General features: G+C 49.6%; 17 protein-coding genes. 12 read left to right on the forward strand and 5 right to left on the reverse strand.

The genetic code is table 11. The annotated features are described in order from the left end of the window. Positions 1–3: 3 nt before the first annotated feature. From L3D05_RS06990 to L3D05_RS07005, 4 genes are all read left to right on the forward strand, one after another. The gene (locus L3D05_RS06990) at positions 4–1833 is read left to right on the forward strand and encodes a CHASE2 domain-containing protein (protein WP_239615281.1); all 1830 of its coding nucleotides are present in this window, start codon (positions 4–6) and stop codon (positions 1831–1833) included. 102 nt (positions 1834–1935) lie between these two features. Beyond that, positions 1936–4863, forward strand: a complete 2928-nt coding sequence (locus tag L3D05_RS06995) for a FecR family protein (RefSeq protein ID WP_239615282.1) — start codon at positions 1936–1938, stop codon at positions 4861–4863. Positions 4864–4933: 70 nt separating this feature from the next. Beyond that, a complete protein-coding gene (locus L3D05_RS07000) occupies positions 4934–6511 on the forward strand; it encodes a stalk domain-containing protein (protein ID WP_239615283.1) in 1578 nt (525 codons plus the stop codon). 139 nt (positions 6512–6650) lie between these two features. Next, positions 6651–8126: a L,D-transpeptidase gene (locus L3D05_RS07005; protein WP_239615284.1), complete on the forward strand. Its 1476-nt coding sequence runs from the start codon at positions 6651–6653 to the stop codon at positions 8124–8126. Between the two features lie 21 nt (positions 8127–8147). On the opposite strand, the gene L3D05_RS07010 is transcribed toward L3D05_RS07005, so the two are convergent. Continuing rightward, complete coding sequence (locus L3D05_RS07010) at positions 8148–8291, reverse strand: hypothetical protein (RefSeq protein WP_239615285.1); 144 nt, start codon at positions 8289–8291, stop codon at positions 8148–8150. A gap of 252 nt (positions 8292–8543) precedes the next feature. Between L3D05_RS07010 and L3D05_RS07015 the strand changes: the two genes are divergently transcribed. The 3 genes from L3D05_RS07015 to L3D05_RS07025 are packed head-to-tail and all read left to right on the forward strand — an operon-like array spanning position 8544 to position 10904. After that, positions 8544–9638: a quinone-dependent dihydroorotate dehydrogenase gene (locus tag L3D05_RS07015; RefSeq protein ID WP_239615286.1), complete on the forward strand. Its 1095-nt coding sequence runs from the start codon at positions 8544–8546 to the stop codon at positions 9636–9638. 11 nt (positions 9639–9649) lie between these two features. After that, entirely contained in the window at positions 9650–10453 is an 804-nt protein-coding gene (gene yjbM / locus L3D05_RS07020) for a GTP diphosphokinase (protein ID WP_239615287.1), read from the forward strand. Between the two features lies 1 nt (position 10454). Then, positions 10455–10904, forward strand: a complete 450-nt coding sequence (locus L3D05_RS07025; protein ID WP_239615288.1) for a DUF309 domain-containing protein — start codon at positions 10455–10457, stop codon at positions 10902–10904. Between the two features lie 554 nt (positions 10905–11458). Here the strand turns inward: L3D05_RS07025 and L3D05_RS07030 are convergent. Continuing rightward, positions 11459–11920, reverse strand: a complete 462-nt coding sequence (locus L3D05_RS07030) for a PCYCGC motif-containing (lipo)protein (RefSeq protein ID WP_239615289.1) — start codon at positions 11918–11920, stop codon at positions 11459–11461. After that, the gene (locus L3D05_RS07035; RefSeq protein ID WP_239615290.1) at positions 11920–12423 is read right to left on the reverse strand and encodes a thioredoxin family protein; all 504 of its coding nucleotides are present in this window, start codon (positions 12421–12423) and stop codon (positions 11920–11922) included. The genes L3D05_RS07030 and L3D05_RS07035 overlap by 1 nt, the downstream gene beginning before the upstream one ends. Before the next feature lie 153 nt (positions 12424–12576). Between L3D05_RS07035 and L3D05_RS07040 the strand changes: the two genes are divergently transcribed. After that, entirely contained in the window at positions 12577–13419 is an 843-nt protein-coding gene (locus L3D05_RS07040) for a pseudouridine synthase (RefSeq protein WP_239615291.1), read from the forward strand. Further along, positions 13416–14207, forward strand: coding sequence for a Cof-type HAD-IIB family hydrolase (locus L3D05_RS07045; protein WP_239615292.1), 792 nt, complete (start codon positions 13416–13418; stop codon positions 14205–14207). The genes L3D05_RS07040 and L3D05_RS07045 overlap by 4 nt, the downstream gene beginning before the upstream one ends. A gap of 249 nt (positions 14208–14456) precedes the next feature. Here the strand turns inward: L3D05_RS07045 and L3D05_RS07050 are convergent, their stop codons facing one another. Beyond that, positions 14457–15644 (reverse strand): GGDEF domain-containing protein, encoded by a 1188-nt coding sequence (locus L3D05_RS07050; RefSeq protein ID WP_239615293.1) that lies wholly within the window; start codon positions 15642–15644, stop codon positions 14457–14459. Between the two features lie 131 nt (positions 15645–15775). Between L3D05_RS07050 and L3D05_RS07055 the strand changes: the two genes are divergently transcribed. From L3D05_RS07055 to L3D05_RS07065, 3 genes are read left to right on the forward strand one after another with little or no spacing between them, the layout of a single operon-like run. Beyond that, complete coding sequence (locus L3D05_RS07055; protein ID WP_239615294.1) at positions 15776–16951, forward strand: glycosyltransferase family 4 protein; 1176 nt, start codon at positions 15776–15778, stop codon at positions 16949–16951. A 2-nt stretch (positions 16952–16953) separates the two neighbouring features. Beyond that, entirely contained in the window at positions 16954–18243 is a 1290-nt protein-coding gene (locus tag L3D05_RS07060; protein WP_239615295.1) for a metallophosphoesterase family protein, read from the forward strand. 27 nt (positions 18244–18270) lie between these two features. After that, positions 18271–21510: an AAA family ATPase gene (locus L3D05_RS07065; protein WP_239615296.1), complete on the forward strand. Its 3240-nt coding sequence runs from the start codon at positions 18271–18273 to the stop codon at positions 21508–21510. Here L3D05_RS07065 and L3D05_RS07070 read toward each other — a convergent pair. Further along, on the reverse strand, positions 21434–22561 hold the full coding sequence (locus L3D05_RS07070) for a YkvI family membrane protein (RefSeq protein WP_239615297.1): 1128 nt from the start codon (positions 22559–22561) through the stop codon (positions 21434–21436). The two genes, L3D05_RS07065 and L3D05_RS07070, sit on opposite strands and share 77 nt — an antisense overlap. Positions 22562–22795: the final 234 nt, after the last annotated feature.

The raw sequence follows: 22795 nt of genomic DNA on the forward strand, positions 1-22795 counted from the left end.
AGCTTGAAAGAGCGAATTAAGAGAATAACCATCGTTTTGAACGCGTTACTATTAATTGCGGTTTATTTTATTCAAAACAATCACTCGCTCCAGAGAATAGATAATTTATTATTCGATATGGATATGAAGCAAGTCGCGGATCACAAACCGGATTCGAGAATCGTCATGGTTGCGATAGACGACGCTTCGTTGGCGGAACTGGGAAGGTTTCCTTGGGATCGCGCGGTATACGCTCCGTTCTTAGCGGCGTTAAACCAGGAAGGAAATCTTCCTAAAGCCATTGCATTCGATATTATTTTTAGCGAAGCAAGTGAAAACCCGGATAGCGATATGGCATTCGCGGAAGCGTTAGCCAGCTATCCGAACGTGATTTTGCCGGTTACGGGGATAATGGGTGACGTTTTCAGCACATCGATCGCGAAACGTGAACAATTGATCAAAGCTCAAATCATCGCGAAGCCTTACGAACTGTTTGCAGACCTTGTCCAACTCGCCCATATTAATCGCGTCGTCAGCAAAGACGCCGTGATCCGACAAACTTGGCTGAATATTCAAGGGCCTGACGGCGAAGTCGTTCCGTCGATGGCTTGGAAAGCCGCTGAAATGGCCGGAGCCGATCTAAGCGAGTATGTCGATAGGACCGATCCCATCAAGAATGGAGAACCGGTTGCCAAGAATACGATAACGATCGACTATCAGCTTGAGACGGATGATTTCATGACGGTATCGTTCGTTGATGTGCTTAACGGAGCGTTACCTCCGGATTTGTTCAAGGATTCCATCGTCTTCATCGGGTTTACAGCGGTTGGACTCGCGAACGATGGCGGGCAAGATACCGGGGCATCTCCGATCGAGAAAAATTTCAAGTTGATGTATGCTCATGCGAATATTACGAACCAATTGCTGAAGGGCACGAGCGTATCCTATTTGCCGAACTGGTCTGAGCAAATCTTGGCGGTATTGCTGTTCGCCTTGTTTGTTTTTATTCCATGGAGATTGAAGAACGTTTACTCGATTCTCGCTCTCCTTGCCGTATTCGCGGGCATCCTCTACGGACAATACGCTATTTACCAAACTTCCGCGCTACATATGAATATCGTATACTCTCTGCTAGCGATGATTCTTGCCTATCTAGCTAACGTATCGCTTAAATCGTACATGGACAGCGTTCAGAAAAATTTTGTGACCCGTCAGTTCGGCAGATATATTTCCCCGGATCTCGTTAAGCAGATCGTTGCTCAAGATCTCGAGATAAAGCTTGGCGGAGATTTGAAGCTGATTACGATTATGTTTTTGGATATCCGCGGCTTTACGCCTTTGTCGGAGAAGTTATCCCCGCCGGAGCTTGTCGATACGTTAAATACGATGTTTAACATGATTACCGAGACAACGCTCAGAAACGAAGGCACGATAGACAAGTTTATAGGAGATGCCGCCATGATCTTGTTTAATGCGCCTCTGGATGTTGCCGAGCACGAACGGATGGCGGTTAAGACCGCGTACGAAATCCAGCAAGGCATGATCAAAATCCGCGACGAAATCATGGATAAATATCAATGCGAAGTTAACGTCGGGATCGGGATTCATACGGGTAACGTGGTCGTCGGCAATATCGGCTCCTATTTGCGAGTCGACTATACGGCGATCGGAGATAACGTGAACATAGCGGCTCGGATCGAATCGCAGACGAAAAAAGGACAAGTCCACGTCTCCGAACAAGTGTATGAGAGAACGAAACCGTTTTTCCGGTTCGATGAAGGCGAAGATCGCATGTTCAAAGGGAAATCTCATCCTATTCGAGTATACGAAGTGCTTGGAATGAAAGATGGGTAGATGACTTGCTGCAGGATGAAATTAGCTATTGAAGTTATCTCTAAATCTATCAAATAAAACTAAACAGATTCTGGACAAACAGTTTCGAAGGGGGAAACGATTATGAGAAAACATTTGATTAGGCTGCTTGCGATATTGTTAGCCGTATTGCCATTGTTAGGGGTATGGGCTAACACGGGTTCTGCCGCGACTTCGCGCGTAGCGGTAGTTAAAGAATTAAAGGGATCGGTTAAAGTCAAGAAAGCGGGCGGTTCCAAAGAGTTTACGGCTTTCGCCAAGATGAGCCTGAACGAAGGAGACGTGTTGTCGGTCGGAAGCGGATCATCCGCGGTGCTGCAATTCGCTAATGGCACATCCGAGGATGACAAGATGACCGTTGCTTCGAACTCGACGTTAACCTTCTCCAAGCTGTCTAGCAAGCAGGGGACGACAACCAAGGTCAGTCTATTTAACGGTTCGGCATGGGTCGATGTGAAATCGATTGAGAACAAAGACGATGAATTTAGTCTGGAGACGCCGACGTCGATTATGGGCGTTCGAGGGACTCATTTGTACGTCAGCGTTGATCCGGTAACCGGCGCCACAAGACTAATGGTTGCCGCAGGCGTCGTTACGGCGCAAACAACGGATTCGAGCAACCCTCAGACCGAGAATGTCTATCCGACTGAGAGAGCCTTGGCTATTCATGACTTATTGAACGGATCCTTGATCTCGATTGCCCAAGTCGATCTTGAGTTGTTAATTAAACAAAGCGATAAGTCGATCATCGAGGCGATCCTGAAAGCCTCCGGAGAGATCATGAAAGAAAATATCGACAAAAACGGTTTATACCCAGATCTCTCAGAGCATTTCGAGAACAACCTTAATAATCTTATTGGAGCCATTGTAGCCGCCGCGTTGGAAGCGAATAAGATCGATACGAAACGTGTGAACGAGATCATTGCCGAAGTCATGGCCAACACCGGCATGAAAATAGACCTGAGTAAAAAAGCGTTGGAATTGACGGACGAAGAAAAAGCGAAACAAGAAAATCAAAAGAAGCTTGAAAGAGAAGCGCTGGAAAAAGCTCTCGATCAGAAAAAGCGTGAAGAGCAACTGCGTGACCAGCAAGCGGAGCTTCAGAAGAAATTGCAGGAGCAGCGCGAGAAACAACAGAAAGAGAAAGAAAAGGCGCTAGAGGAAAGTAGAAAGAAAGCGCTGGAAGAGTACGAAAGGCAGCTGTCAGAGAAGGAAAAGCAAATTTTCGAAGAGGAGAATAACAAACGCAATAAAGAGCTTCAAGACCAACTAGCTAGCCCGAGCGCAACGAATTCGGGAAGCGGTGGAGGCGGGAGCAGCGGCAGTGGCGGTACTGGAGGAAACGGAACAGTCCCACCTACCGATTCGTCCCTGGGAGTTAAATATTATTATTACGATGCAAACTCGAACTTGAAATGGAATAAGGCAGCAATCGATTTTAAACCTGAACAGTTGAATTACGAATTTAAAGTACCCGGGAATACTCTTAAAGCGGCAATTGCCAATCGATTAGCCGTGAACATCAAAGTGGAGAGCGTAAAAGTCTTTAGCGGTATCGAATTCTACGATACTGTGAATTTGGTAGACGAGGAATATCTTATTCCGCTAGATCTCAATACGACGAAAATTGAAATCAAAGTGCTAATCAACGAAACGATTACCAAGTATTTCACTGTCATGCTCACGAAAGACCCGACTCCAGTGGGATTAACTTCATTGACGCAAAGCTATAAAGAGGATTCTGATTGGTATTCTTTCGACTGGATGATTAATTCAGGCAATACGTACGGTTACTCTGTATCTTCAAGCGGTACGCAATTGAAGTTGGATTGGACTTTTGCATCCGGCGTCGGGAAAGCGGTCGTTAAACATACGAAGTACGCTTTGGATGGAAGAAACGGACAAATAATTCCGATCGAAGATGCTACGACTATGGACATTTTGAATGATAGGGAAGCTGTATTATTGGACATATCGAACGATGTGGACGTATTCGAGGTACAGTTAAAGAACGCGTCAGGCGCATCGATCGGGCCAGGATTCACGATGTGGGTAATTGACTATGATCTGGATATATACTCGGACAAGCCGTTTCTTATTAATGGCGACACTGTGTCCTATGAGAGAGAAAATAGTGAGCCGAATTTCTATGCTAATGTAAATGAAAGCGTCAGTTCTCTGCAAATCACCCAAGCTGAAGGTTTGATCTATACCCCGTATAAAGCCATTAATTACAGATCAGGCACAGTAATCAATGCGACTAACGGGAAGATTACGATACCGCTTCAAGAGGGAAATAACGAATTAAGAATCGTGCTAAAAAATACGGCGGGCGGAACGATGGATTATGAATTAACCGTATCTAGACTCAATTTGCCTCAAGGAATACGAGCTTGGTCTGTAACGGATTCCGACGACCGTAACTATCATTGGGAATTAGCGGCTAATCAACCTAGCGGAGCAATAAAGAGATATTACATTATGGTCGACGACGTATCATTCGTCAAAATGAAATTCACCGTAGCGGAAGGGCAGTCTTTAACTTTAACTAATTCTTCAGGTGCGTTCCCGATTATGGATATGCAAACTTTTGACTTGGGCGGCAAGGGAGGCTATACCTACACGGTAATGAACGGTTCAGTCCCGATAGCAGAGCTGCTCATTATTAAAGTGGGGTTACCGACGCTTAATGAAGATAATCTTAGCTTTACCCAAGGCGGGTCAACGATTTTACAGACGATCCCAACATTCGACAGTAATCAATTGCCTAATGGCTTCGCGGTCGTATCGGATACTAGCTCAACAGAACCGATTACGATGAAGCTTGAAGCCTATCTAGGCGATATTGCTGTCTTCCCGGTGGAAACCGGCGTTACGTTGAATAGTCCTTACTTTACGATGAACTTCCCTGCGCCCGGAATATATCACGTGAACATTAGGGCCCATGATCCAACGAATTATGAGCAGTATGTGATCTACCCCGTTACGATTTATTACGGCGTGTCCCCGTGAATGTCATTGCGCCTAAAGCCTGATAAATAGGTTATCTTATCAGTTCATGCTTTAAATAAAGGAGCTAACTATGAAAGCAAATCTTAAATCCTTGATAGCAGGTTCAATCGGTTTATTGGTTTCCGTTTCTTTACCAGTCGCGGCATTCGCTGCTTCTGATACGAATTGGACCCGATCTACTAAGTTATACGAAGTGAGAACTTGGACGGGACAATCCGATCTTGGACATGATAACGGTTCTGTGAGCGAGGCTACGTTCTATCATCCTAGATCGGCCATCGCGTTGCCGGACGGTAGATTGCTCGTCGCGGATTCTTCTAACCATTTAATTCGGGCAGTAACCATTGACCGCGTAACGGGATATGCAGGGCTCGACCTCGGTGAGGATGAGGCTAATGTCCCTTATGGCGGATATAACAATGCGGAGCTTGCGAAAGCGGCATTTGATTCGCCTTCCGGACTCGCGATTGATAGTCATGATAACGTCTATGTCGCCGATACGAAGAACAATGCGATTCGTAAAATTTCGAAAGACGGCAAGGTAACGACGATCGCGGGGAATGGCAGTATGGGATCGTCCGATGGCGTCGGCGATAAAGCGACGTTCAACGAGCCGTCCGATATCGCGGTAGATAAGCAAAATAATGTCTATGTCGCGGACACGCTTAACCACGTGATTAGAAAAATCGCCGCCAATGGAACGGTAACCACTTTGACTGCCCCATCGAAGCGAATCGTGGAGTATTTTCCGGGCGCGGTCGAGACGGCGGGCGATTACTTGGACGGCGCGATCTCGTCTGCGAAGTTTAACGAGCCAAGCGGCCTTGCCTTGGACGGTAAAGGTAATCTGTACGTGAGCGATCGAGGCAATCAACGGATTCGTTACATCGATTTCGCATCCGGCAACGTATCCACTGTCGCCGGCGGAGGTACCCTCGGCAAGCAAGCGGTTTATGTGGAAGGTAATTATGTTGACGGGAGTGCCGCGCAATCTCGCTTGAATGCTCCGGAAGGCCTGACGGTTACGGAGGATGGAGCTTTGATTGTGGCCGACAGCCTTAACCACGCCGTTCGTATCGTGAAGGACGGTAAAGTGTCCACGCTAGCGGGTGTACCAACGGAATTCGGCAAGAACAACGGATTAGCTTCGTCAGCACAATTCAATCACCCGACGGACGTAACCGTGTTAAGCGATGGCCGTCTAGTGATCGTGGATGAGTTCGGCAACAAAATCCGGGTTCTTCAGAAATATGCCAAACCGGCTTCGCTTCCAGCGGGTCAAAGCGTATCCGTTCTTTACAACGGTAAGTTAGTTCCTACTGAAGTTCCGGCTCAGGTAAAATCGAATGCGGTTCTTTTGCCGCTTCGCGATGTTGGCAATGCGCTCGGGTTCGAAGTAGGTTTCGATAAGCAAACAGGATACTCGATTCTCACCAAGGGAGATACGGTCTACAGAATCGGTAACGGGACGAATACCGTGACGAAAACCGTTGCCGGCAAGAGCGAAACGCTTACTTTGAACGCCAAGACGATAACCGTAAATAATCGCCTGTTCGTCCCTGTTCGATTTTTCGCTTCGGAGAGCCAATTGGATATCCAATGGGATTCAGCAGCTCAAATCGTTGTCATTCGTAATACGGTGTTCTAATTCGGGAAAATCAGTTGTACCTTCTTTCCTCGCCGTTATCGGACCTAAAGTTTTCGGTCCGATAACGGTTTTTTATCTTTAGTGTGCTGATGCGATAACCGATATAGTACCTAGCAGATCTATTAGAGGAGGTGACGGCATGAGCAAAGAGTCGCGCATTGACGAACAAATCCAGCACTTCTATGACAACGTTCCCAATGTAGGAGATGCCTTGCCGCTCAAGGAACACCTTCTTAAGCACGAGGATAGCCGCATGGCTTGGTATTTGCTTGGCAAGGAGTACGAGAGCAAGGGAGATTCGGCGAAAGCTACTTATTGTTTCGCGCAAGCGGGAGAAATCTATGAAGCGTTCGAATCGAAGCCGGCTCCGCAATTGCCTCAAGGGAAATCATCCCGTAAAGGCAACTGGCGGAAGTGGCTGCTAGCGATATTGATTCCGATTGTTTTAATCGGCGGAGCCGTCGTGGCTATTCGGGAACTATCACCGGACTCTAGCGAAACGATAGAGAGCGAGCCATCCTTGGAAGCATCGGCCGTTCCGAGTACGGAAGTGGAAGGTTCAAAAGGCAATAACGGATCTCACGTTCAGGTAACCAAACTACCGGCTAATGTCATTCCGCCGGACCAAATTGCGGGTGCCGCGGGGCCTGATGAGTCGGGGCATGATGTACTTGGGAATCTGTTGACGCTTAAACCTTCCAAGCTGCCAAGATTATTGATCGCCACCCCGAAATTAGGCAATTGGAGCGATTGGGTGAAGAGCGGCAAGCCGATTGCCTCTATTTCATCGGATCGGGAATCGGGAACAGCGGGCGTTCAATGGTTTGACTCGAAATGGTGCGACTGCAAACCGGACGATTCGAAGGTTACGCAGAAGCTGGTTCAGGGCTGGAAACCGCTACAGGAAGAAAAGCTTGCGCTGCGATCAGCTATGATTCGTTATCGGGAGCGCGCTGGCAAATGGCCGGCGTCCCCAGAGATGTTAGCCGCGGATTATCCAGCGAATACGATGGCCGGATGGTCGGAGAGCATGACGCCTTGGTTCGATGAGCTTAAAGCCGCTCTAGAGAATAAGAAGGATGGCAAAATACCGCAAACCGTCGGTTGGCCGGACAACGCCGGCCCAAATCAAGGGCATGGTACGCCGTCGGGTCACTTATCACCGATAGCGGAGCAACCCATGGAGATTATCGTAGACAAAAGCAATCACAGATTAGCAGTCGTGAGCGGTAACGTGATCTTGCGAAACTACGAGGTTGGGTTGGGCGGGAGCAAGACTCCCGAAGGAAAATTCGTTATCTCGGAGAAAGTTAAAGATCCGAACGGAAGCAGCAAGGGAGTGTTCGGCAGCAGGGGGATGACTTTATCGGATACCCGTTACGGCATCCACGGAACGGATGAACCCAAAAGCATGGGGAAGGACGAATCTTTAGGTTGCGTGAGAATGAAGAAGGAAGATATCGAAGAGTTATATGATCTTGTTCCAATGGGAACGCCTGTCACGATAGTAAAAGGAGGTTTGCCTGACGAACTGCGAGCACCACCGGAACGGTTCCGGTTGAAGAGCTCGCAGGACGAGACAAACCCCCGCAAAGTATATAATTGGTTAGGTTAGTGAAATTCAGCTGCTTACAGGTTATACGTCCAACGCAAGCAACAAAGCCATGACCACTACGATGACTCCAAAAGCCACCCCTATCCAGATAAGCGCCTTCTTATTAACAGTTTCCTTCTGTTTAGAGCGCGATGTGACGGGTGGTTTTTTTTTGGCTGTGCTCATGAGTATCAACCTCTCTATCATATAATTCGTGAACTCTCTATATTGTAATCGTTTTCCAAGAGAAATACCAGACAAGTAAGGGGGATTATCGCCGTATGAACGAGAATGATACGGACATTGTAGCCGAGACGGGCATGTTGCCCTTTTCTTTTCTCTTGGAAAAGGCTAAACTGTTACCCGAAAGGTTTTCTTAATTTAGCAACGGATTATTTCATATCTATCGTACGGTTCCGTGAAAGGATGTCGAATTCATTGTTGTACCAAATGGCCAAACCCTTCTTATTCAAGATGGATCCTGAAGCTGCACACCATCTCATCATCGATGGGATGAGCACATCCGCGAAAATACCGGGCATGCCCTCGCTTCTCTCCGCGATCTGGGGGACGAAGTCATCGCCTGAGCTCGCGGTGGATTTATTCGGCCTGCATTTCAGCCATCCTGTTGGCTTAGCGGCAGGGCTGGATAAGAATGCGAAAGCAGTGACCGGTCTATCGAGAGTAGGGTTGTCCTTCATGGAAGTGGGGACAGTGACGCCGAAGGGGCAAGCCGGAAACGATCAACCGCGATTGTTCAGGCTTCCGCCCGATGAAGCGCTCATTAATCGAATGGGCTTTAATAATGAGGGTGCGGATGTGATGGCGGGAAGATTATCCAAGCTGTCGCGGCATCGGATTCCCCTTGCCGTTAATATCGGCAAAAACAAAGTGACTCCGAACGAAAATGCAGCCGATGATTATAGGGCGTGCGTTCAGAAGTTGTTTCCATACGGTGATTTCTTCGTCGTGAACATCAGTTCACCGAATACTCCCGATTTGCGGGCTTTGCAACACGGGGACGAATTGCGCCATCTGCTTGACGCAGTAAAGGACGAGATGGGGAAGCAGGCGGAGAAGCACGGCGAATTGCCTAAACCCATTTTGGTGAAGATCGCTCCCGACAATACGGAGGATCAACTTGCTTATATGGCGGAAGCGATCCAATTAAGCGGGATGTCGGGTATTATCGCGACGAATACGACGATTAGCCGCGATGGATTGACGCATAAGAATGCAGGGGAAACAGGCGGACTTAGCGGTAGGCCGTTAACGCAGCGGTCGACGGAAATCATTCGCAGCTTGTACAAGATTACGAACGGCAAGCTACCTATTATAGGCTCTGGCGGTATTTTCACGGCGGATGACGCTTATGAGAAAATCCTTGCGGGAGCAAGCCTCGTCGAGGTGTATACGGCTATGATCTATAAAGGGCCGGCGCTGCTCAAAGAAATCCATGCAGGGTTGCTTAGAAGGCTTAAACAAGACGGCTTTACTCGGATCACGCAAGCGATAGGTGCGGGTCATCGTTAGGAGGAATGTCGATGGATGGAAGGGACTGGGGGAAGTTCCTGCTTCCCTATGAACAAGCCGTGGAAGAACTGAAAGTCAAGTTGAAGGCACTTCGCTCCGAATTGAAGGCCAGAGACGAATATGCTCCGATCGAATTCGTCACCGGAAGGGTGAAACGGGTATCGAGCATATTAGAGAAGGCACGGAGATTACTGGTTCCTCTTGACCGGATCGAGCTCGGCATTGAAGATATTGCGGGTATTCGGATTATGTGCCAGTTCGTGGATGATATATATAGGGTTGCGGATTTAATCCGCCATCGGAAAGATCTGACCCTCGTCTACGAGAAGGATTATATTACGAATTACAAGGATAGCGGGTATAGGAGTTACCATCTAATCGTGGAGTATCCCGTTCAGACGTCCCTTGGCTCAAAGCCCGTATTGGCGGAAATCCAAATTCGTACGTTATCGATGAATTTCTGGGCAACGATCGAGCATTCGCTTAATTACAAATATCGCGATCAGTTGCCTGAGCATGTTAGGGAGAGATTGCGCAAAGCGGCCGAAGCGGCCTTCTTGCTGGACACTGAAATGTCGAGTATTCGTCAGGAGATCGTGGACGCGCAGCAGGATTTCGAAGAGAGCTCTGTTATCGTTCGCCGGGTGCTTAACGAAATCCAAGAGTTATATTTCTTCAGGAGAGTCAGGGAAGCCGCTCAGTTCCAGCGTCGGTTTAACGAGTTATGGGAGCAGGATGATTTGTGGGGACTTAAGGAGTTGTCTCTTGAAGTTCAAGCTGCCCTAGAACGCGCGGGCAAGGGCGGGGATTCCTAATATGTCAGGTGTCAAAAAAGGTGCGGATCGCCTGGTCGGGATTCAGGACGATGAGCGATATTTGGCGTATATTTCGCTGTTTAATCGGGATCGTGACTATTTCGAGTGCCATGAGGTCATGGAGGAACTGTGGCTGGAAGAAGGCCGCAGTTCTCTGCTTCAAGGGCTGCTGCAGGCAGCCGTGGGCCTACATCATTGGGACAATGGCAATCGCACTGGCGCAGTAAAGCTCATGGCTGCGGCGTTTGAAAAGTTAAACGATTATGAGGATGTCGTTCTCGGGCTGGATTTGCTACATTTGCGGCGTGATCTGGAGGAAGCGTTGAAAGCGCTGTCTTCGCAGCCTGAGGATGCTCCTTTTCAGGCATTCGTGTTACACGTGCGCGACGAATCGTTGCGATCTGCGGTAGACCGATGGGAGAGGGCATCAGTTGATGAAGAAGTAGACTAACACTAACGGAGCAGAATAAGCGCGCCACGCGTGCTTAAATGGCCGTGAAGCAGCCGGTGGAGCAGAATAAGCCCGTCACGCGTGCTTAAATGGCTGGGAGACGGCCGATTGTACAGAATAAGCCCGCCACGCGTGCTTAAATGGCTGGGAGACGGCCGATTGTACAAATTAAGCCCGCCACGCGAGCTTAATGGCCCAGAAACAGCCGACGGAGCAGAATAAGCGCGCCGCGCGTGCTTAAATGGCCAAGAAGCAGCCGATAGCCCAGAATAAGCGCGCCCCGCGAGCTTAAATGGCCAAGAATCAGCTGACGGAGCAGAATAAGCCCGCCCCGCGAGCTAAAATGGCCCAGAATCAGCTGTCAGAGCAGAATAAGCCCGTCACGCGTGCTTAAATGTCCGGGAAACAGCTGAGGGAGCAGAATAAGCGCGCCTCGCGAGCTTAAATGGCCTGAATAAACATTATTCCACACAAAAAAACAGGGCCGTCTTCCAATGCCATTGCTATGGCTTGGGGACGACCCTGTTTTCGGCTAATTGCCGCGACTCGGTAGGTTAAGCATTCGGATTAAAGTTATCTTCGATAAGCTGGTGAATTTGTTCGGGCGTTTTGCCTTGCTTGCTCCACTCCTCGATTTTCACCAGTTCCTCGGTACAGATGCCGCATTGCCCGCTGTGGTCCGTCCAAGTGACGCTCTTATCGTCTTGTTCCGCAATATAGCACCTGTGAAGCGAGGAATGGGCTTCACCATCCTCGTACTTCATGCATCCGCAGTAACAATTGACCATTTTCATGATTTCTTCGTATTTGCCTACGACCGAATACAAGTGTTTCGTACGGCCTGAATATTTGTCGAGAAAGGATGGCATGTCGGTAAGAGAAGCTTCCACTTCCCAATTCTCGTTGCCATGCCGATGGGGTTCGCTATCTTTGGAACCGCCGCCTCCGCAAGCAACCAACAGAATTCCGCTAGCAAGGACGGCCGCCGGCAACGTTAGTAGCCACTTGGCGTTCATTAGCTGTTTCCTTCCGGCAGGTGTTTATTGAAGAAATTTTTGAAGTCGTCCAGCGTATTTCCGCCGTCCGTCGAACCTTCCTTCAAGCCGCCTTTTAGACGTTCGCTTTCCACGCCGTCTTTGAAATAGACTAGAGTCGGGGTAGCCTCGATATTCATTTTGCCGAAATAGTCTTCGAATTCACGCAGATTGAATTGGTGCAGATTAACGCCGAGCTCATCCGCCAACGGTTTTAATTGCGGTGTCGTAACGCGGCAGTGAGGGCAATCGGAAGCAAAGAAATAGACGAAGAAGCTTTCTTTATTCTTGATCTTTTCCTCCAATACGTCCGGAATCATGATATTGTTATAGTTAGGATCGTTCAGTAGCGCTCTCGTTGCGGGATAGAGTTCGTCGGAAGGTTTTCCGTAGACCGTATCGGGTTTGATGTTGTTCAACACGACGAGCGCAATGATCAATACGGCGAGAATTCCGAAGAAGATCGATAATTTTTTGACGTTCATTTGGCAAAACTCCTATCTAAAATTGATTATGTAGTTATAGTGAAGTGGACAAGCCCCTCGAACTCTCTTACATTATACCTGATAAGGAAGTTCTGCAAAACCGGGTTCTGCGCAATGACATGAAACTGTCGGAATAAGAAAGTAGGTATTAGAATGAAAGCAACAATAAGATTAGACAAGATGCTTGGAAATCTAGGATACGGCACCAGAAGCGGGATTAAACAATTAATTAAGCAAGGCGCGGTTACCGTTAACGGAAAATTAGCCAAGGATCATGGCATGCAAATTAATCCTAATTTGGACGAAGTCGTGTTGGACGGGGAAACGATACAATATCGGGACTCTGTATACGTCCTGCTCCATAAACCTGCGGGAGTCGTATCCGCCACAGAAGATCACCGCGACCGCACCGTTATCGATTTATTGGATGAGGATTTGACGGTACTGTCCCCATTTCCGGTCGGTCGGTTGGATAAAGATACGGAAGGATTGCTCTTAATCACGAATGACGGGAAGCTATCGCATGAATTGTTGTCTCCACGCAAACACGTACCGAAAACCTATCGATCGCTCGTTGCCGGAGCGGTTGGGCAAGCGGATATCGAGGCTTTCAGCCAAGGCGTGAAGCTGGACGACGATTACGTGACGATGCCTGCGCAGCTAAGTGTATTGGCAACCTCGAAGGGGGATGGAGCCGCGAGCGGGGATATAGAGGAGAATACGGACGAAATGATGGCTGCGATCAAGCTGGTCCCTCAGTCGGCTGCTCCCGAACCGAATGAACCGCTGAACTGGATCGAGCTTACGATCCACGAAGGGAAATTTCATCAAGTAAAGCGGATGTTCGAATCCGTCGGTAAGAAAGTGTTGTACCTTCGCCGTGTTTCCATGGGGCCTCTACGGTTGGATGCGAACCTTGCTCCTGGAGAGTGGCGAGAGCTCACGGAAGAAGAATTGGAAAGCCTGCGTAATTATCGGAAGGATGGTAAAGAATGAAATTTCGCATGATCGCCTTGGATGTCGACGGCACGCTGCTTAACGATCATCATGAAGTTACGCCAAGGGTTCGCCAAGCCGTACGAGCGGCGGCGGAACAAGGTTTGGAAATCGTGTTATGCACGGGGCGAGGTTCGTCTAGCGCATTGCCCGTCCTGCAACAATTGGGGTTAAAAGGAACGATGATTACCCATAATGGCGCCTCAATCGTAGATAGCGAAACTCGAGAAATTATATACGAAACGAAAATAGAACACGATTTGGTACAACGATACGTGACATTTTGCCGAGAACGCGGTATCCATTTCGATATGAATACGGCCTTCGACCTTTACGTAGAGGGAATGAGTGAGGAAGCGAAGGAAATGTACAGCAAGATGTTGGCTAAGCCGATCATGCGAAGCTCCTCCGATGCTTATCCGGAGAGCTTGCTTAAAATGTCTATCTTTGCTTCCAAACTCGTCATGGACGCGGTGGAGGAAGAATGGAAAAGCTGGCAGCATGATTTGCAGTCGATCAGGAGCGGCGATTATTTTATCGACGTACAGCACTTGGAAGCGAGCAAAGGGAAGGCTTTAGAGCAATTGGCTTCCATGAGAGGAATTCCACGTGACCAAATACTGGCGATGGGAAATTATTATAATGATACGGGCATGATCGAATATGCGGGATGGGGAGTCGCGATGGATAATTCTCCGACAGAAGTGAAAGCTATCGCGGATGAAGTAACGGTGTCCAACAATGAGGATGGGGTAGCCCTAGTCATTGAACAACGCGTTCTGGTTTAGATTCGTTGAGACCCGTTCACGGACACAAAAAAAGCAAGCCGGACATTCCGGCTTGCTTTTTTGCATGGTCCAGAAGGATCTTCGTCCAATTCGACTTAGGGGGATAAATTGTAATGCAGCCCCGCACCTCGGCCTACTCTATAGTATGATGATTTAGAGTAACGGATTGGACATTTATCCCGTGGCAAATGAATTTGGTTAATTGCGGATACAGGTGAATATCGGCTATGGACAATGATCGGTTATTCGTTAACTCCCGCGGCGTTGCTTCGTTACGGCAGGAGCGCTATCCTCTCTTATCGCTGCATAATCGGTAACTCGGTTTTTGCCCGAGGTTTTACTGTTGTACATCGCTTGGTCAGCTTGTTTCATGAGCGATTCCGCCGTTTCGCCGGGGGCAGCCATACTGAAGCCGACACTGATCGTAACGATGGTTTCCTTCTCCGTTCGCGAACGGATCGATTCGGCAACCTGCTGGAGCGCGGTCGTAGGTCCAACCACGAACGCGACGAGCTCTTCGCCACCGTATCGGCCGGATAAGCCAACGCCTTCCGTCTCCTCCATCATTAACGCGGATACTTGCTTGAGCACGCCGTCGGCTTTGTGATGCCCGTGGGTGTCGTTTAGCTTCTTGAAATTATCGATATCGCAGAAAATAACTCCAAGCACGTGTCCGGCTTCCAACGTTTTGTCCAATTTGCCCATGAAGTATTTACGATTGTATAAGTTCGTTAACCCGTCGGTTATGGAAGAGCGATAAACCGATTGAAGAATTTCAACGACCCGTTCAAACAACAACGCAAACAACATGATGTAATAGAATACCGGTAGCAGTCCTGCGATGGTTTTGAAAATTTGGACTTCCGGAGCCCAATACGTACCTGAGATGACGGATATCTGCATCGTAAAGGCGATCATTAGGCTAGTCATGTATTTGCGCGGTTGACCGATATGCGGAGAGAACATAAGCACGAATAACGGCCCGAGCAGCAGTAAGTAACCGTCCAGCATAGGTGTCGATTGCATTCTGTCTAGCCAGTTTTCTCCGGCCGCTAAAGCTCCTGGCAATATATCTCCGAGGGCAATTAGAAGTCCGCTGAGAAGCAATCCAAAAAACCACAGCCGAGTTCTCGGCCGACGGCGATGATAGAGCTCAAAAATCGCGAAATTGATGACGATAAACGCATATACTTGTAGAAGCTTCCCGATAAAAATCAAAGATGGCGTCGAAGGCGCAAGTCCGATCGAGATGGAAAGCTGCAATACGTGGTGAACGAGAATAAACAATAGCGATGTACGCAGAGATCTGTAAGCTTGCCTCCGATTATGTTCGTACAAGCGGAAGGACATGAATAGCATCAGCGAGACGATAACGACCGACATCGCGGATGAGAACAGAAGACCAAAACTATTGGGCGTTAAAGTGATCTGATACATGTGGGGCTCCTTTAGGCGGACTATGTAGCTTGCAGAACATATGTTTCTAATATATCATATTTTTAAGAGACTAAGCGCGTTAAATATTGTTTACGTTCTTATTGATCTTCGGAAGTGAGGAGGAATCGCCCTTGAATATATTACAGGCGTTGTTTTTCCCCCCGGAACAACCGGGCGGCGTCTCATCCATGGTACCTTATATTGGGGAACGGTTCCGTAAGATCGGTTGGGAGATGGAAATGTTCTCGCTACCTAAGCGAATCCGCAATAAAGGACATGACGAGATCGAATTCGCGACATTCGACTGGCGCCCCTATTCGGGCAATGCCATCGTGGACAAATATATCCAGACTTACAAAGACTACATTTGGTGGGTCAAGCTGAGGCTAACCGGGCAAAAGTACGATCTCATTCATGCCCATCATCCGGTGGCGGCTCTCGCCATGAAGCATATTTACCCCGACACTCCGGTGCTGATGACGGTTCACTCCAGTTATGAGAGGGAGTTGATCCTGAACGGCCGAATTGCCGCAGGCGGTATCGAGCATCGGTTCTTGACCTCGATCTATGCGGAATTGGAGCAACAGACGGACCAGTTGATGACGGTCTCGAAGTCGTTTGCTCAATATATCGGCAATTATTTGAAAGATCCTAACAGCACGATCGTAATTCCTAACGGTTATGACGAGAAAAGATTCAAGCCTGTCCCTCACGAGAACGAAGTGACTCAGCTTGTTACCGTGTGTCGCCTCGTGCCTGCCAAAGGATTAGACGTCCTGTTGAAGGCCTGCGCGGAGCTGCGTCGAAGGAACAGCAAGTTCGTTCTGCACATTATTGGAGACGGCCCGATTCGCGAAGAGCTAGAAGCCCTGTCTCAGCAGCTAGGCATTTATGACGATACGATATTTTACGGATACATGCTGCATCCGGAGGAATTGCTACCGTTTTTCGATATTTTCGTATTGCCTTCCCGGGCGGAGGCGTTCGGCTCCGTGTTCGCGGAAGCCGCGCTCTGTTTACTTGCCTTGGTCGGAACGGAGGTCGGAGGCATAGCCGAACAGATCGAGGATGGCACGAACGGTCTGCTAGTCCCTTCCGAAGATCCCGTCGCATTGGCAAACGCGTTGGAATCGGTCATTAATGATCCCCATTTCCGCTACGAGATGGCTCGTGCAGGTTGGAACAAAGCGAAGAAAACTTATTCGCTCAATCGGGTCATCAGCGAATTGAAACGAATTTATATTTCTTTCAGCGATGATTCGCAAGATAACGATACCGAACAAGGAACAGACATACAGGAGACGTGATCGTGGTGAGTGTACCATTTACTTTCGTCCACGCGGCCGATCTTCACCTGGACAGTCCGTTCAAAGGACTATCCAAGGTGCCCGAGCCGATTCGGGAACGGCTGCGGGAATCGACTTTCGAAGCGCTGCGAAGGCTTAGCGATCTCGTGAAGAAAGAGAAGATCGATTTCGTCGTGCTTGCGGGAGATTTGTTCGATGCCGCAGACCGTTCCTTACGCGCTCAGCTTCGTTTGCAGCGTACCCTTGGCGAGATGACCTCGCAAGGAACGCAAGTGTTCGTCGTGCATGGCAATCATGATCCGGAGAGCGGCCGCCAAGCTAAGCTGGATTGGCCGCCAGGCGTATTCGTATTCGGTTCTGCGGGGGTAGATTGTTTTCCCGCTTATTCTCGAGAAGGCGAGCTTGTCGCCCATATTTATGGCATCTCCTATCCGACTTCGGCTGTTAAGGATAATCTAGCGCTCCGCTTCAAGAAACGGGAGGGGGCGCCTTTTCATTTGGCTTTGCTTCACGCCAATGTCGATGGGGACCCCTCACACGATAATTACGCTCCTTGCAAGCTGGAAGAGCTAGCAACGGCAGGATTTGATTATTGGGCGCTTGGACACGTTCACGATCGGCGGGTATTACACGAATATCCTCATGTCGTCTATTCAGGCAATATTCAAGGGCGCAGCATTCGGGAAACCGGACCGAAGGGCGCCTACGTCGTCTCGGTTTCGGAATCGGGATCTATTGACATGCGGTTTCGAGAGTTGTCGGACGTGCGATGGCAAGAAATTTCGGTTTCCATAGAAGGATTAGAAGACGAACAACAACTGAAAAATCGTTTATTGTCTGCTCTTGAGGAGTTAAACGAGGATGACGAGCGAGATCGCCCAATGCTGGTGCGTATTCGGTTAGAAGGTCGCGGAGTCATTCACGATCGACTACTGCAACCGAATATCGCCGAAGAGTGGCTAGAGGAATTGAGGGAGTGGCTGGCTTCGCCGGAAGAGCAAGAGGCTTGGCTCTGGCCGGAGTCTATCGTCGTTCGGACTTCCGGCATGATCAGGCTGGACGCTGTCGCGGAGGAAGAGGGATTCGCGGGAGAACTGATCCGCAAAGGGATTGCAGCCTCTGGTAGTTCTGATTTGTCTAAAGCGTTGTTAAACGATGCGCTGGAATCTCTTCAGAAACAGCCGAAAATCCGGGAATGGCTGGCGTCATGCAGCCATGAGGATAGCGTGGAATGGATTAATCAAGCCATGGAGCTCGCATTATCGTTACTAAGGGTTGACGATGCTGGGTAATGAAACAGGTAGAACGGAGGACGCGGGATGTACATACGAGAGCTCCATGTTGAAGGATATGGCGCGCTTCAAGGCGTAAAGCTGGAGCTGGAAGCTCCTGTGTCCGTTCTTTATGGTCCTAATGAAGCGGGCAAAAGTACTTTGCTCCGTTTTGTTCGCAGCATGCTGTACGGATTCCCAACGCGTAAGGAGCCGGTGGAGCGGGGGGAGCCCGTATTTGGAGGGCGACATGGCGGGAGACTGCTCTTAACCGACAAGAACGGCAGCGAATGGACGATGGAACGTTTTGCCGAGCGGGGCGGGGAAGTAACGTTAAGGGATCATAGCGGTCTTGAGCGGAACATCGGACAAGCCGAATGGCAACGAATGATGCTTGGCGGAATATCGGAGAGAACGTTCAAGCAGTTGTTCTCCGTTTCGCTTAACGAGCTGCATGAGCTCCGAACGCTTCAAGGAGAAGAGATTGGAAATTATTTGTATCATGCTGGCCTTGCGGGCGGTTCTGCCGTTACGTCTGCCCGTCGCCAAATAGGGAACGAGATGGATCGCTTGTTTCGTCCTAAGGGAACAACGCAGGAAATGAACCGGCTGCTGAGCGCGATCAAGGAGATCGAATCCGCCATCCGCCACAGTCGCGACGGAGTTCAGGCCTATCAGGATGCGAAGGAGACGCTTGTTCAGGTCGAGCTTCGCTTGCGGTCCATCGAAGAAGGCATGCCGGAGCGACGCATGCAGGCGGCGAAGTTACAAGGTGCATTCGAGCTTCGCGAATGGTGGTTAAAGAGGGAGATGCTGCTGGCGGAAGACGCTGAATTGCGGAGGGAACTGCCCGATCCCTCGGCGCCGTTGGTTCGCGAAGATTCCAGTGCAGCTTGGGTGGAATGGAAGAAGCAGCGGAATGACGCCACTCGCCAATTAGAGGTTATCGGACAAGAGCTGGCGGAATATCAGATGATGCGCGGGAAGCTGGCATGGAATGAAGATTTGCTTGCCTCGTATCCGGAGCTCGAACGGCTTGAGGCCGCGAGGGAAGCCGTGATGGCCAAACGCGATGAACTTACCGAGCTCGAAGCTGAGCGCAGAACGTTGGACGAATCGGTACAGAACGTCTTGCCGAGGCTGTCGGGAAATTGGGGGGAAGCGGAGCTGCTTGCGTTCGGCGGCTTGGCGGCAGATCGAGACGAAGTGCGTGCTTTACAGCAAGAGTGGGAGCAAGAAGAGCGAGTTGCCGCTAGCCTTCAAGCTGAATTGCGTAGACTTTCGAGACAGAAGGAAGTTCTGCAAACGGAGTATACTTCCTCTGATGCCCATTCGAGGGACGAGCTCTCTTTCCGGCATGCCAAAGCGGAAGTGAAACTATTCGGACTTTTCGTTCCTCAAACGAAGCCGGCCTTGCTTCAAGCTTGGCACAATGTAGAGGATGCGAGAAGGGAGTATGAACGGGCTAGAACGAGCTTTAATCCGTCGGGCTCATCCGTTTCTCGCGTTAGCGCCAAATCAGGGAAATCGAATAGGTTGACGTATACGATCGCGGGCATGATTGGGGCGATAGCCTTGGCATTGCCGGTTGTTCTGAACGACGGAGATCATGTCTCCGCTTACGTTTACGGGCTAGCGGCTTGTTTGCTGCTGCTCTCCGCAGCCATTGCAATCGTTGCGTCGCGACGTTCCGCTAAGCAGGGAAAGGCGAGCTCTTCGGCAAATCGATTGATGTCGGATGAAAATAAGGCAAACCTACGATTTACCCATAAACAGCTCAAAGATAAGTTGCGCCAGTTGGTAGAGCATTCCGAAACGGCCGCGGCCGATTTGGTTTCCGATCTTCCCGATAATGATTTCGACTTCGGAGATGCTCATGTTCACTCGGATACATTGGACTCCGACTGGCAGCAGCTTCGGGGGGCCGTTCATGACCAGCTTGAACGGTTGGAGGAGCGGAATCGCGTTCAATCCAAGCAACAAGAATGGCAAGAAAGATTGCTGGAACTTCAACTGGAGCGGGATTTGGTAGAACGGGATTCGTTAGAGCATGCAAAGCGGATGGATACGCTTAGATGGAAATGGCAAGAGTGGCTGAAGGTTAGACAGTTGCCTATACATCTTAAGCCCGACGGTTTACCGGAATTGTTCGGATTGGCGGAACAAGCGCAGGCAGCGCTTCGCCAGCTCCGTCGCGTGACGGAACGATCGCAGGCTTTGCAGGCTTCTATCCAACAATTCGAGCAAGCGGTTTACCGGCTCATGGAAGCCTTCCCTTCGTCGATCGGCAACCGAACGGATGTTATTCAAGCCATTCATTCGTTGCATAAGGAAGCGGAGAGACAGCTGGAAGCGAAAGAGGAGGCAGAAAGAATAGAGCGTCTTCTCGCTTCGGTTCAAGCTGCCTCCGGGGAAGCGCGAATCCGGATAGAGCATATCGAACACGGAATCGCAAAACTTTTCCGTGAAGCTCAAGTCGATTCGGAAGCCGAATTCGAGCTCCGGCTACGCTTGGATGAGCGTTGCAGGGTGATCCGTAAAGAAGCTCGGGATATTCAGCTTAGATTAGAGTCTGGAAGAGATAACGAGGCGCTGGAGCATTTGTACGGGCTGCTTAAGTCTAATGATGACGCTACTTTGTCTGCGCTGCTCAGCGAGAAACAAAGGGAAGGGGAAGCGGAAGATGAACTGCGCGCCGAGCTGCTGGATCAGCGCGGCAGAATGACCCAGGAGCTCGAACGGCTGCGCTCCATAGCCGAAGATGAGGATCAAAGCCAGAGGCTTCGCGAGCTTCAAAGCAAGCTCGAGCATCTGACCGAAAGGTATGCCGTGTTAGCGATTTGCGAGCGGCTAATCGTTCAGGCAAAAGCCGTTTTCGAAGAAGAGAAACAGCCGGAAGTGTTGCAGCGCGCTTCTCGTTATTTTCGGCAAATGACCAACGGCGCTTACCTTCGGATCGTAGCGCCAGGGGATACTAAGGCGCTGCTTGCCGAGACGAAAGACAGAAGGCTGCTGGATAGCTCCTACCTAAGTCGCGGCACGCAGGAGCAACTTTATCTTTCCATGCGTTTTGCTTTATGCGATGCGGCTTCTCCTGAGCAACCGTTGCCTTTGCTACTGGACGATTTATTCGTTCATTTCGATGAGCAACGTTTAGTTCAAGCCCTTCCCGTGCTGGAGGAACTGGCCAAGGATAGGCAAATCGTTCTGTTTACGTGCCATCGGTATGTGGCTCAGACAATCGTGGCGGGGATTCCAGCGTCCCGGATGTTGATGTTGGGGAGCTAGGCGGCTTAGGAGGAAGTGCCGTTCGCGCACGGTCACGGCTTATCAGGAATAACCAACCCAAGCTTAGTAAGCCGAACATAGGGTATAGCGTCGACAAGAGCGGACCAAAGCCCAGTTGGCCGGCTAAGAAGCACAGCAGCAAGAGGATCATAGTTAACATCCATGGGGAAGCCTTCGTTCTTTCGTGAAGCTGCAGCGTTAAACCGTAAATATCGGCGACTAGCGTCGTGAAAATCTCCATGAAGATCAGAAATACATAAACCCAGTGAATCCACGCTCCAAGTTCTCGCGCGATTCCACCCATCGGAATGTCGAATTGGGCGATACCGGGCATACGCGCAGATAAAGCGAGATGCCCAGCGAGCAACAATGCGCCAATTCCTATGCCGCCTATCCAAGCCCCTCTTCTCAGTAGTTTGGCATCTCCGATAGAGGCGCCTAGTGGGACGAGGACGGCTTGGGACATGGATAGATTAAAAGCTGCGTACAGAAAAGGCGACAGCCACGCCGCCCAAGGCGACAGCTCGCTAGACCGCATTAGCCAATGGCCGGAGTTTGGGGTTTTTAGCGTTTCGAATACGAGGAAAGCCGTAAATCCGATCATGAGCGGAACGACAAACGTGTTAATGGTCAATATCGCGTTCATGCCTTTGCGAAGCAACATGAAACAGGCGAACATCGTCACGATCAGTCCGGTTTGGTAGCTCAAATTCAGATGCTCGGAGAATACGGACCCGGCACCCGCCAGCATAACCGCATTGACGCCGAGCAGTACGACCAGCATAATGTGGCTGACCCAACGGCCGGTTTTTTCCCCGAACAAATATTTGTTGAGATCTTCATAAGACTTCGCTTTTAATTCCGCGGACAAGAGCATGACTTTAGCGCCAATCCATACGAAGAAAAGCGTTGAAACGATAATCAGATACGGTCCCCAGTGCCCGAAGCGCGTAAAAAACTGCATGACTTCCCTTCCGGATGCGAATCCCGCGCCGACGACGGTACCGATAAACACCAGAGCGACTTGTACGCTTTTGGCCCACTGCTTCATTCCATGGAACCTCCCTGCCCAACGACCTTGTCCATCCCTTCCTAATATTCTATGTGATTAAGAAGACAAGCATGACAGTAGGAGCTGCAGCTTCCGGTGTTATTAATCGCATTAAGCGCGTTTTTGGTTACAAATTCGGCTAAATTAGCAGGTATTTTGTTGAAAGATTAGCTACGTGGGGTTGATGGATGAAAAAGTTAAGGTAAAATAGGATGAGGACGATTCACGGACCCG

This window comes from Cohnella mopanensis, assembly GCF_022352055.1.
Lineage (GTDB): Bacteria > Bacillota > Bacilli > Paenibacillales > Paenibacillaceae > Cohnella > Cohnella mopanensis.